The organism is Streptomyces sp. Sge12 (assembly GCF_002080455.1).
GTDB lineage: Bacteria > Actinomycetota > Actinomycetes > Streptomycetales > Streptomycetaceae > Streptomyces.
Genome location: NZ_CP020555.1, coordinates 3,819,410 through 3,831,220, shown reverse-complemented (window position 1 = coordinate 3,831,220; position 11,811 = coordinate 3,819,410). Strand labels below are relative to the sequence as shown.

Annotated in this window: 12 protein-coding genes; 2 read left to right on the top strand and 10 right to left on the bottom strand. The window is 72.7% G+C overall.

From position 1 onward, the window contains the following. Positions 1-34: 34 nt before the first annotated feature. The 3 genes from B6R96_RS16970 to B6R96_RS16960 form a co-directional block, all read right to left on the bottom strand. Entirely contained in the window at positions 35-451 is a 417-nt protein-coding gene (locus B6R96_RS16970; protein WP_081522858.1) for a VOC family protein, read from the bottom strand. A gap of 10 nt (positions 452-461) precedes the next feature. Beyond that, a complete protein-coding gene (locus B6R96_RS16965) occupies positions 462-881 on the bottom strand; it encodes a helix-turn-helix domain-containing protein (RefSeq protein ID WP_030383698.1) in 420 nt (139 codons plus the stop codon). A 61-nt stretch (positions 882-942) separates the two neighbouring features. Beyond that, on the bottom strand, positions 943-1,473 hold the full coding sequence (locus B6R96_RS16960; RefSeq protein ID WP_081522857.1) for a GbsR/MarR family transcriptional regulator: 531 nt from the start codon (positions 1,471-1,473) through the stop codon (positions 943-945). A gap of 84 nt (positions 1,474-1,557) precedes the next feature. Between B6R96_RS16960 and B6R96_RS16955 the strand changes: the two genes are divergently transcribed. Together B6R96_RS16955 and B6R96_RS16950 are read left to right on the top strand one after the other, a co-directional pair. Next, positions 1,558-2,451, top strand: coding sequence for an ABC transporter ATP-binding protein (locus B6R96_RS16955; RefSeq protein ID WP_030383696.1), 894 nt, complete (start codon positions 1,558-1,560; stop codon positions 2,449-2,451). Then, entirely contained in the window at positions 2,448-4,049 is a 1,602-nt protein-coding gene (locus tag B6R96_RS16950; protein WP_081522856.1) for an ABC transporter permease, read from the top strand. The genes B6R96_RS16955 and B6R96_RS16950 overlap by 4 nt, the downstream gene beginning before the upstream one ends. Positions 4,050-4,087: 38 nt before the next feature. On the opposite strand, the gene B6R96_RS16945 is transcribed toward B6R96_RS16950, so the two are convergent. From B6R96_RS16945 to B6R96_RS16915, 7 genes are all read right to left on the bottom strand, one after another. After that, entirely contained in the window at positions 4,088-5,296 is a 1,209-nt protein-coding gene (locus tag B6R96_RS16945; protein WP_081522855.1) for a cytochrome P450, read from the bottom strand. Between the two features lie 29 nt (positions 5,297-5,325). Further along, positions 5,326-5,985, bottom strand: coding sequence for a response regulator (locus B6R96_RS16940; RefSeq protein ID WP_030383693.1), 660 nt, complete (start codon positions 5,983-5,985; stop codon positions 5,326-5,328). Further along, positions 5,982-7,319 (bottom strand): sensor histidine kinase, encoded by a 1,338-nt coding sequence (locus B6R96_RS16935; RefSeq protein WP_081522854.1) that lies wholly within the window; start codon positions 7,317-7,319, stop codon positions 5,982-5,984. Before B6R96_RS16935 ends, B6R96_RS16940 begins: the two co-directional genes overlap by 4 nt. Positions 7,320-7,407: 88 nt before the next feature. Then, a complete protein-coding gene (locus tag B6R96_RS16930; protein ID WP_030383691.1) occupies positions 7,408-8,079 on the bottom strand; it encodes a response regulator in 672 nt (223 codons plus the stop codon). Next, positions 8,076-9,392: a sensor histidine kinase gene (locus B6R96_RS16925; RefSeq protein WP_237291443.1), complete on the bottom strand. Its 1,317-nt coding sequence runs from the start codon at positions 9,390-9,392 to the stop codon at positions 8,076-8,078. Before B6R96_RS16925 ends, B6R96_RS16930 begins: the two co-directional genes overlap by 4 nt. Before the next feature lie 22 nt (positions 9,393-9,414). Further along, complete coding sequence (locus tag B6R96_RS16920) at positions 9,415-10,686, bottom strand: acyltransferase family protein (RefSeq protein WP_237291442.1); 1,272 nt, start codon at positions 10,684-10,686, stop codon at positions 9,415-9,417. Next, positions 10,679-11,647 carry an alpha/beta hydrolase gene (locus B6R96_RS16915; RefSeq protein WP_203351633.1) on the bottom strand — a complete coding sequence of 323 codons (969 nt, stop codon included), beginning with the start codon at positions 11,645-11,647 and terminating at the stop codon, positions 10,679-10,681. The genes B6R96_RS16920 and B6R96_RS16915 overlap by 8 nt, the downstream gene beginning before the upstream one ends. Positions 11,648-11,811 lie beyond the last annotated feature (164 nt).

Sequence of the window (11,811 nt, the reverse complement as noted above, 5' to 3'; positions counted from 1 at the left end):
GGCCGCCTGGGCGGACTCCTGCGGCTGTCGGTCCTCAGTGCTTGCGCGGCTGGTTGAAGCGGAGCATGTTGCCCGCCGGGTCGCGGAAGGCGCAGTCGCGGACGCCGTACGGCTGGTCGACCGGCTCCTGCAGCACCTCCCCGCCGGCGGCCCGGATGCGTTCGAAGGTGGCGTCGACGTCGTCGGTGGAGAAGATCACGCCGCGCAGCATCCCCTTGGCCAGCAGCTCGGCCATCGCCCGGCGGTCGGCCGGGGAGGCGCCCGGGTCGGCGAGCGGCGGTTCGAGGACGATCTCCACGTCGGGCTGGTTGGGGGAGCCGACGGTCACCCAGCGCATCCCTTCGAATCCGACGTCGTTGCGTACTTCCAGGCCGAGGACGTCGCGGTAGAACGCGAGCGCCTTGTCGTGGTCGTCGACTGCGATGAAGCACTGCGAGAGGTTGATGTTCATGCCGTCGACGCTACGAGGAGGGCGTGGATTTCGCTTCTCCGATCCTGACCGGTCGGGTGAAGACCTTGGCGACGCACGCCGGGATGTCGGCGCCGTCCTCGTGGCTGCGGGCCCGGTAGGCGCTCGGGGTCTCGCCGACGAGCTCGGTGAAGCGCGAGCTGAAGGACCCCAGTGAGGTACATCCGACGGCGAAGCAGACGTCCGTGACGCTCATGTCCCCGCGCCGCAGCAGCGCCTTCGCGCGCTCCACGCGGCGGGTCATGAGGTAGCTGTAGGGGGTTTCCCCGAAGGCGGCGCGGAAGCTGCGCGAGAAGTGTCCGGACGACATGAGGGCGACGTTCGCGAGCGCCTGAACGTCCAGCGGTTCCGCGTACGAGCGGTCCATCATGTCCCGGGCGCGGCGCAGCCGTACCAGGTCCTCCAGGTTCATGCGTTCCAGCATGGCACGCGGGCGCCGACCCGTCTGCGGGTATCGGTGCTTCCGGATTCGATCAGAGGGCTTGGCCGGCAGGGCCGAGGCCGAGCGTCGCCCGGTGGGTCCGCCAGCGGTCCATCAGGCCCAGCATCTCGCCCTGCATGAACTCGAAGAAGGCCGCCGTCTCCGCGACGCGCGCCCCGGCCGGGGAGTCCGTGCCGAGGGTGGCCGCGCCCTCGCGCAGGGTCTTCTCCCACAGGGTCAGGACCTGGTCGCGGCGGGTGAAGGTCTCGTACCAGAGCTCGTTGTGCAGGACGTAGCGGTCGCGCCGGGAGCCCGGTTCGCGTTCGCGGCTGACCATGTTGACCTGTGTCAGGTAGGACACGGCGCCCGACACCGCGGCCGGGCTGATCTGCAGCGCTTCGCCCAGTTCCGCCGAGGTCATCGCGGCGCCGTCGCTGGCCAGCAGCTGTGCGAAGACGCGCGCGGCCATCCGCTGCATCCCGGCGTCGGTCAGCTGCGCGGCGAACCGCTCGACGAAACGGGAGACGGCGTCGCCGTCCCGCCGCGCGCCGGCCGCGCCCTCGGTCACGTTCAGGTCCGCCATGTCATCCGCCACCTTCCCGACTTTACGTGATTCTTGAGATTCCCAATCTTCACAAGTTTGTGAAAGTAGCGTACGTTCGGAAACATGACGAAGGCAATCAGCGTTGCCGGCCTCCATAAGGCGTTCGGCCGCACGTGCGCACTGGACGGGCTCGACCTCTCGGTCGCCACCGGCGAGGTCCACGGCTTCCTCGGCCCCAACGGCGCCGGCAAGTCCACCACCATCCGGGTCCTGCTGGGCCTGCTGCGCGCCGACTCCGGCACCGCCGAACTCCTCGGCGGCGACCCCTGGGCCGACGCCGTGTCCCTCCATCGCCGCATCGCCTACGTCCCCGGGGACGTCACCCTGTGGCGCAACCTCTCCGGCGGCGAGGTCATAGACCTCTACGGACGCCTGCGCGGCGGCCTGGACCGGACCCGGCGCGCCGAGCTCGTCGAGCGGTTCGAGCTGGACCCCACCAAGAAGGGGCGCACCTACTCCAAGGGCAACCGGCAGAAGGTCGCCCTCGTCGCCGCCTTCGCCTCCGACGCCGAACTGCTCGTCCTCGACGAACCGACCTCCGGTCTCGACCCGCTGATGGAGGAGGTCTTCCAGAGCTGCGTCGCCGAGGCCCGCGCCGCCGGGCGCACCGTCCTGCTCAGCTCGCACCTCCTCAGCGAGGTCGAGGCCCTCTGCGACCGGGTCAGCATCGTCCGCAAGGGCCGCACCGTGGAGAGCGGCACCCTCGCCGAACTGCGCCACCTCACCCGTACGTCGATCAGCGCCGAGCTCGCCGGCCCGCCGAACGGCCTCGCACACCTGCCGGGCGTGCACGACGTGGAGGTGCAGGGGCTCAAGGTCCGCCTCCAGGCCGACACCGACAAGCTGGACGCCGTACTGCGCTCCCTCACCGCGTCCGGGGTCCGCTCGCTCACCTCGACCCCGCCCACCCTCGAAGAGCTCTTCCTGCGCCACTACACGGAAGAGGCGTCCCGATGACGGACCAACTGGCCGGGACCGGGACGCTGCTGCGGCTCGCCCTGCGGCGCGACCGCGTGATGATGCCGGTGTGGATCCTGCTCACCACGCTCCTGGTGGTGAGCATGCCCGGCTCCCTGGGCAGCGTGTACGCCACCGCCGCCGAACGCGCCCGGGCCGCCGCCTCGATGAACGCCAACAGCTCGATGCGCGCCCTGTACGGGCCGGTCTTCGGCGATTCCCTCGGCGCCCTGACCGCCTGGCGGGGAGGGGTCTACGCCGCCGTCCTCGCGGCCGTCATGAGCCTGGTCATCGTCGTGCGGCACACCCGCGAGGAGGAGGAGACGGGCCGTCAGGAGCTGCTGTCCGCGGCGATGGTGGGACGGCGGGCCCCGCTGACCGCGTCCCTGCTGGCCGCCCTCGCGGCCGACGCGGCGGTCGCCCTGCTGATCGCGGGCGGGCTCGCGGGGCAGGGCGCGCCCGGGGCCCTCGCGCTCGGGCTGGCCGTCGCGGGTACCGGCATGCTCTTCGCGTGCACGGCCGCCATCGCCGCCCAGTTGACGGAGAGCGCCCGCGCCGCCAAGGGGATCACCGCGGCCGCGCTCGGTGCGGCCTTCGTCCTCAAGGCCGCCGGCGACGCCGGTACGCAGGGCGGGCGCTCGGCGCTGACCCGGGTTTCGCCGCTCGGCTGGGTGGAGAACGTACGGGCCTTCGCGGCCGAACGCTGGTGGGTGCTCCTACTGTTCGCCGCCGCCGTCGCGGTGCAGGCGGGCGCCGCGTACGTCCTGGCCGGGCGCCGCGACCTGGGCATGAGCTTCCTGCCGTCCCGGCCGGGGCCGGCCGAGGGGCGCCTGGGCACGGCGGGCGCACTGGCCCGGCGGCTGCAGCGCGGCAGCGTCCTGGGGTGGAGCGCGGCCTTCCTGATCGCCGGTGTCGTCTTCGGCGGGATGGCGGACGGCGCCGCGGACCTGGTCGGCGACAACGACCGGACCCGCGAGATCATCGAGCGGATGGGCGGGTCGGGCGGGTCGGGCGGGTCGGGCGGGTCGGGCGTGCTCACCGACGCCTTCCTCGCCACGATGGCGGGCATGTTCGGCATGGTCGCCGCCCTGTACGCCGTCGCATCCGTGCTCCGGCTGAGCGGCGAGGAGTCGGGGCAGCGCGCGGAGCCGCTGCTCGCGAACGCGGTCGGCCGGCTGCGCTGGGCCGGCGGGCACCTGGCCGTGGCCTTCGGCGGCTCGGCGCTGATCCTGCTGCTGGCGGGCCTCGGTCTCGGCCTCGGGCACGGCCGGGGACTCGGCGCGGCGATCGGTGCCACGCTCGCCCAGCTTCCGGCGGTGTGGCTGATCGGGGCGCTGGCTGCGCTGCTGTACGGGGCGGTGCCCCAGTACGCGGCCGCCGCCTGGGCCGTGGCGGGGGGTGTGCTGGCCCTGGGCTGGATCGGGCCGGCGCTGAACCTCCCGCAGGGCGTCCTGAACCTCTCGCCCTTCGCCCACCTGCCCCGGCTGCCGGGCGCGCAGGCCCTGGACTGGACACCGCTGCTGGCCCTGACCGCCCTGGCGGTGGCCCTGACGGCGGCGGGCCTCGGCGCCCTGCGCCACCGGGACATGATCGCGTAGCCCCGTCCGGGCGGCGGCGGACCGGTGGGCCTGCGGTCCTAGAACTCCACGAGCAGCTGCTTCAGCCCCCGGATGACGTACCCGTCCTGCCACTGCGGCTCCTCGACGAGCCGCAGTGGCGGAACTCCGTCCGCCAGCAGCGCCCCGAAGGAAGCCTCCAACTCCCGCCGCGCCAGCGGCGCCCCGAGGCAGTAGTGGATCCCGGCCCCGAAGGTCAGATGCGGATTGTCGGCCCGTACGAGGTCGAGCGCATCGGGCTCGTCGAACCGCGCAGGATCCCGATTCGCCGATCCGAACAACAGTACGACTTCGGCTCCGCGGGGGATGACGGTGTCACCGATGTGGATGTCGTCGAGCACCCAGCGCTCGAACATCTGGAGGGGAGTGTCGTACCGCATGAGTTCATCCACAGCTGTGGACAACTTTTCGGGATCGCGGCTCGCACGGAGCGCGGCGAGCTCCGCGGGATTGCGGAACAGCGCCCACCACCCGTTGACGGTCGTATTGACGGTGGCCTCGTGCCCGGCGTTCAGCAGGAGCACACAGGTGGAGATCATCTCCTGCTCGCTGAGCCGCCCGTCCTCATCGTGAGCGGCGATCAACCCGGAGATCAAATCCTCACCGGGGCGCGTGCGCCGCTCGGCAATCAGCCCGCGCAGGTACGCGCTGAACTCGACGCTCGCCCGCACCGCACGCCGCGCCGTCTCCTCGTCCGGCCGGAGCTCGAACATCCCGCAGATGTCCGCCGACCAGGGCCGCAGCAACCCCCGGTCCGCCTCGGGCACACCCAGCAGCTCCGCGATCACCGCCACCGGCAGCGGCTCGGCGACGACGCTGAGCAGATCCCCGCCACCGTCCGCGCGCAGCCGCCCCACCAACTCCCCGGCCAGCCGCTGCACGGCGGGCACGAGCCGCTCCACCGTCCGCGGGGTGAACGCCTTCGCGACCAGCCTGCGGACCCGCGCGTGCGCGGGATCCTCCAGGTCCAGCAGGCCGTTGCCGTTGAGCACGTGGAAGGGCTCGTGCTCCGGCGGCGGCGCCTCGCGCCCGAACTCCTCGTGCGTGAACCGGTGGAGGTAGGTCCGCCCCAGCCGCCGGTCCCGCAGCAGCGCACTCACATCGGCGTAGTGCGGCACCAGCCACTGCCCGGTGGCCTCGCACCACACGGCCCGCCCCTGCTCCCGCAACTCCCGGTAGGCCGGGTACGGATCGGCGACGAACGCGGCATCCCACGGATCAAAGCCCATCCCCGCACCCTAAGGGCAGCCGAACCCGATCAGGCGGGTGTCACCAAGCGGGTCTCGTATGCGTACACGGCCGCCTGGGTCCGGTCCCGCAGGCCCAGCTTCACCAGGATCCGGCTCACATGGGTCTTGATGGTGGACTCCGCGACGACCAGCCGGTCGGCTATCTCCGCATTGGACAGACCCTGCGCGATCAGCACCAGCACCTCCGTCTCCCGCTCCGTCAGTTCCCCCGCACCCGCCGGGTCCGCGAGCCTGCGCGCCTCGGAGATCTTCGAGAACTCCACGATCAGCCGCTTGGTCACCGACGGCGCCAGCAGGGCCTCGCCCGCCGCCACCACCCTTACTCCGTCGGCCAGCTGACGGGCCGACGCGTCCTTGAGGAGGAACCCGGAGGCCCCGGCCCGCAGCGCCTGGTACACGTACTCGTCGAGGTCGAAGGTCGTCAGGACCAGCACCTTCGCGTCCGTGTCGGCGGCCACGATCTCCCGCGTGGCCTCCAGGCCGTTCATCCGTGGCATCCGGATGTCCATCAGCACCACATCCGGCCGCAGCGCCGCCACCTGGTCGATGGCCTCCCGGCCGTCGACCGCCTCGCCGACCACCTCGATGCCGTCCATCGCGTTCAGCAGGACGGAGAACCCCTCGCGGACCATCACCTGGTCGTCGACGATCAGCACCCTGATCGTCATGCCTGCTCCCCCTGTGGCTCCGGCACCGGCTCCGGACGGTGGGGCACCGGTATGAACACTGCCACCTCGTACCCGCCATCGGCCGTCCGTCCGGCCGTCATCTCGCCCTCCAGCATGGCCACCCGCTCCCGCATGCCGGTGATCCCGTGCCCGGCGCCCGGCGAGGGCCGCGCATCCCCGGTCGCCGGGTCATTGACGATCCGTATCCCCAAACCGCCCAGGACGTACGAGACCTCCACCCCGGCCGCGGCTCCCGGCGCGTGCCGCAGGGTGTTGCTCAGGGCCTCCTGGATGATCCGGTACGCCGACAGCTCCACGCCCTGGGGCAGCTCCCGCACCGCGCCGGTGATCGTCTTCTCCACGCTCAGCCCGGCCTCCCGCACATTGGCCAGCAGCCCGTCCAGCGAGGCCAGCGTCGGCTGCGGGGCGTCCGGCGCCTCGTAGTCCGCGGACCGCACCACACCCAGCACCCGCCGCAGCTCCGTCAGGGCCGCCACCGCGTTCTCCCGGATGGTGACGAACGCCGCCTCCAGCTCCGGCGGCGGGTTCTTCACCCGGTACGGTGCGGCCTCCGCCTGGATCGCCACCACCGACATGTGGTGGGCCACCACGTCGTGAAGCTCCCGCGCGATCGTGGTCCGCTCCTCCAGTAGCGTCCGCTTGTCCCGCTCGACGGCCGTGACCTCCTGCTGCGCGCTGACCTCGGCCCTCGCGGCACGCCGTATCTGAATGCTGCCGGCGATCACCAGGGCGAAGGCCGAGGTCACCGCCATCTCGGGCAGGTTCGACCCCCAGCGGTTGCCGAGCACCACGGTGAGCGCGAAGCCCAGCGCGAGAGTGAGCGCCCACATCCAGGCCGCCACCCGCGGCCGCGTCCGCAGGGTGACGAGGACCATGACCGCGATGTAGGAGAGGAAGCTGCCCGGGGGCCACGGCCAGTTGACCGCGCCGCCCAGGGCGGCCAGCACCACCGTCATCGCGACGGCCGCCCACCACGCGGCAATCGGCCGCACCAGCGTCATGAGCACCGGGACCGCGGCTATCAGCCCCATGGCGAGCTGGGCCGCATCTCCCAGATACCCCGAGTGCGTATTGACCGTGAACAGCAGGACGAGGAAGGCCAGTGCTGCCACCGCCGCATACTGCCGCCACGGCGCGTACTGACGCAGCACCCGGGGAAGCACCCGCGCGAAGCGCCCGGGGCCCTCCGCCAGCGGCAGCGGCCGGTACGCGAAGGCATCGGTGAGGAGATCCTGGCGCAGGGTCCCGATCACCTCCGATGCCATTCGGAATTCAGGCGTCCGGGCTGTCCCCCCGGTGGTCGTATCGGTCATACACACCACCGTAGGTCCGCACCGCCCTCGTCCGCGTCGGCGCTGATGGGGATTTCCGGGAGTCCCCCTCAAGTACTACGCGGGTGACTCAGTAGCCCGTCGGGCGGATCAGACCGGTCTCGTACGCGAACACGGCCGCCTGCGTGCGGTCCCGCAGGCCGAGCTTCACCAGGATCCGGCTCACATGCGTCTTCACCGTCTGCTCGGCCAGCACCAGGTGCTCCGAGATCTCGGCATTCGACAGGCCCTGGGCGATCAGCGACAGCACCTCGGTCTCCCGCTCGGTCAGCGCCTCGATCCGGGCCCGCGACGGCGCGCGCGGCGCCCCCAGCCGGGAGAACTCCGTGATCAGCCGCTTCGTGATGTTCGGCGACAGCAGAGCCTCGCCGGCCGCCACCACCCGCACCGCCTCGGCGAGCTGGTCGGCCGACGCGTCCTTGAGCAGGAACCCGGAGGCCCCGGCGCGCAGCGCCTCGTACACGTACTCGTCGAGATCGAAGGTCGTCAGCACCAGCACCTTCACGGCGGCGTCCGGCACCGCGGTGATGACGGACGTGGCCTCGATCCCGCCCATCCCCGGCATACGGATGTCCATCAGCACCACGTCCGGGGCCAGCTCGGCGACCTTCGCCACCGCGTCCGCCCCGTCCACCGCCTGCCCCACGACCTCTATGTCTGGCTGCGCGTTGAGAAGCACGGTGAAGCCCTGCCGGACCATCATCTGGTCGTCGGCGATCATCACCTTGATCGGGGTGCTCATGAGGCCTTCTTCGTCTCGGGTGCGAGAACCGCGGGCAGGTCCTGCGGATCCATCGGGAGTACGGCGCTCACCTCGTACCCCCCGTCGGGTCGTGGGCCGGCGGCCAGCTCACCCCCCAGCATGCCTGCCCGCTCCCGCATCCCCAGCAGCCCGTGCCCCGCACCGGGCGAGGGCGGTGCCGACCGGGTCGGCGCGCTGTTCGCGACGCACAGGTGCAGATCCCGCGGCCCGTACGCGATGCCCACCTCCACCCGCGAACCGGGCGCGTGGCGCAGCGCGTTGCTCAGCGCCTCCTGCACGATCCGGTACGCGGTGAGCTCCACGCCCGGGGTCAGCGGACGCCGTATCCCCGCGATCTCGGTCGTGACGTCCAGCCCGGCGCCCCGCACGTTGTCCACGAGACCGTCCAGCTCGGCGAGGGTCGGCTGCGGATGCTGACGGGTCGCGGGATCGTCGGGCTGCTCGGACCGCAGCACGCCCAGCACCCGCCGCAGCTCCGTCAGCGCCTTCAGCGCGTTCTCCCGGATGCCGGCCAGATTCTCCTTGAGCTCCTCGGACGGGTTCTCCACGAGGTGCGGGGCGACCTGCGCCTGGATGGAGATCACCGACATGTGGTGGGCGACGACGTCGTGCAGTTCGCGGGCGATGCGGCTGCGCTCCTCCAGCAGGGTGCGCCGGGCCCGCTCCTCCTCGGTGAGGGTCTCCTGCTCGACGAGCTTGGTCCGGGCGAGGCGGGTGGCCCGCAGCGCATAGCCGAGGATCCCCACGAACGCGAAGAGCAGGGCCACCCCGCCGATGATTGTCTGGCTCTGCGGCGGCCTGAGGACGATGTCGGCCAGCCCGTTGAGGGTGAGGGTGATGCCGATGACCGAGACGGTCACCCGGGGCGGCACCCGCAGGGCGACCATCAGGAGCACGGGCGCCAGTGTCAACGGCCCGGCGGGTGTCCACGGCCAGGACTGCCCCTGGCCGACGTGGTCGTGGATGACCCAGGCGGTGGAGGCCGCGGTGACGAGGGCGAGCCACCAGGCGGCGATCGGCCGGAACATGCTGAGCACGACGGACGCGGAGGTCAGCAGCGACAACCCCAGCACGGCCGAACCGTAGACCTTGTAATGGTCGTTGAGCTGCATCCCCGTGAGGACACCGCAGGGGATGGCCACGTAGCAGAGGACCACATGCGGGAGCCAGGCCAGCCAGCGCGGCCGCGACATCTTCGGCAGCGGGTCCCGTTTCAGGGTGAACAGCTCCCGGGCCAGGCCGCGCGGCAGGCGGGTGCGGTCGTCGGCGGGTGGCGCGCTCTGCTGGTTCACGCCGTCCAGGCTAAGGCGGGCCCTAGACATGGGTGATCTCCTTGGCGGGGCCCGTCCCGGGGCGGGGGACGGCGGTACGGGGAGCACCGGCCGTTCGCGCAGCCGCGGCCGTTCGCGCAGCGGCGGCGGTGGGCGCAACAGCGGCGCTGCGGGCGGCGCGGGACGCCTTCGGGCGGCGTCCGGCCTGCTCGTGCGTACGGAATGCGGCCCAGCAGACCATCAGCGCGGCGGCGAACACCGGCAGCCACAGCAGCCGGGCCGCCGTCCAGCCCACCGAGTCGGGCACGGTGTGCAGTCCGGGCAGGTCGGTCGAGACCAGCAGCCCGAGGGCGGTGACGGCCATCATGGCGGTCTGGTGCCACAGGAAGACGGTCATGGCGGACAGGTTCACCAGGGCCACCCCCGCCCAGGCCGTCGGCCGTCGCACGGCCCGGGCCAGCGGCTCGCGCACCAGCAACGCCAGCCCGCACTGGGCCAGTCCGAAGGTGGCCGCGGCCAGCGTCGGCGGGTTCAGGTTCGAGATCGAGGCCCCCGGAACACCCACCATGGAGGCGGGGTAGCCGCCCCAGAGGACCAGCGCGGCCGTGGCCGCGACGCCCCCGCCGAGCAGGAGCAGCGCCAGTGCCCGCCGGGCGAGGGCCCCGCGGGACCAGGCGGCGCCCAGGGTGAAGGGGACGAGCCAGCCGGCGGCCACATTGACCCAGCCGATCCACTCGGGCCCCTCCAGCCCGAAGCGCCAGAGGTCCACGGCCGCCACCACGGCGAGCGGCCACAGCGGGCCGATCCGGGCCACGAGCGGGGTCGCCGCCGTGAGCGCGGCGAACACCAGCAGGAACCAGAGCGGCGACAGCACCAGCCTGACCAGCGACCGGACGGTGTCGAACTCCGCCCCGCCGATCAGCATGGCGGCCGCGACCACCCCCCAGAGGGCGAGCACCGCCACGACCGGACGGAACAGCCGACCCAGCCGCTGCCCGACCCAGGCGCCGTACGAGATCCCGCGCTCGCGCGCCGATGCGTACCCGCGGGCGGCGACATGACCGCCCACGAGGAAGAAGACGGACAGGGTCTGGAACAGCCACGACACCGGTGCCAGCCACGGCATGTGCTCGAGCGGGCTGGTGGTGCTCAGGCCGCCGTCGCGGGCGGTCAGTGCGGTGACCAGCCAGTGGCCGAGGACCACGCCGAGGATCGCGAGGGCCCGTAGCGCGTCCACGGTCCGGTCGCGCTCGGCGGGGGTGGCCGCTTCGATGCCCGCCGCCAGGGCGGACCAGCGGGCGCGGACTTCAACCATGGTCGGCCTCCGGGTCGGGAGCGGTGGTGCCGAGGACGATGGCGGCCAGGCTGTCGAGGGACGCGGTGCCCGGCTTGAGGTAGTCGCTGTGCCCGACGGCGCCGGCGCGGAAGGCCCGGGCCCCGAAGGCGGGGTCGACGGGGTCGGTGCCGAAACCGATGCCACCGAGCCGGACGTGCGGCACATTCCCGATCCAGTCGCCGTCACCGCGGCCGGCCCAGACCCGGGCGCCGGTCGGCAGCTCCCGGACGGATCCGGCCCCCGTACCGGGGCTGCCGAACAGTGCCATGTCGCCGACCGCGGGGCCGGTGGCCGTCCGGGCGCAGACCACCGAACCGTAGGAGTGGCACAGGAGCGAGAGCCGGGCGCCCGGTCCGGCCAGGCCCCGCAACCGGTCCAGGAAGGGCCCCAGTTCGGCGGCGGCCTCATCGGCCCGGCCGGCGGTCACGACGGTGGTGCTCACCGTCCCCGGGGTGTCGTACCCGAGCCAGGCGACGACGGCGGAGCGCGGATGCTCCCTCTGCAGGCGCTGCTGGAGGGAGAGCGCCCCGGCGCGGAACCTCTCGTAGGTGTCGAGCGTGGTGTCGGAGCCGGGCACCAGGACGGCGACCCGGTCGGCGCTCTCCAGCTCGCCGAAGACCTCGACGGCCCGGCCCCTGCCGCGACCGTCGAAGACGAGGAACTGCGCCGCTCCGGACGCCTCCATGGTGCGCAGCCTGGCCGCCCGGCCGGGACGGTCGGCGTCCTCGGCGCGCCGGACCGCCTCGGCGATGTTGGCGCGGTTCGCGGCATACCGGCTCTGCGGCGCGGCGTCCTCGGCGAACACGGCGGGAGCGGGGGCGGGGACATGCGGGGAGGCGGCGGCGGATATCGGGACGGCGACAGCCGCCGCGACCAAAGCGCCCAGCAGGGTCCGGCGCAGCCGGCCCCTCCCGGCCCCCGCCCGCCGGGAGGCGCGCACCGTGCCCGCCCCGCACACCTCAGCCCCGGCACCCGGCCCGGACCCAGCCCCCGACCCCGTGCCTGGACCGGTAACAGCCCCCGTACCCGCCCCAGTCCCCGTCCCCGTTGCCATGGTCTCTTCCTTCGGTCGCCCGGAAGAGCTGTCAATGCTCTTCTCTGCTA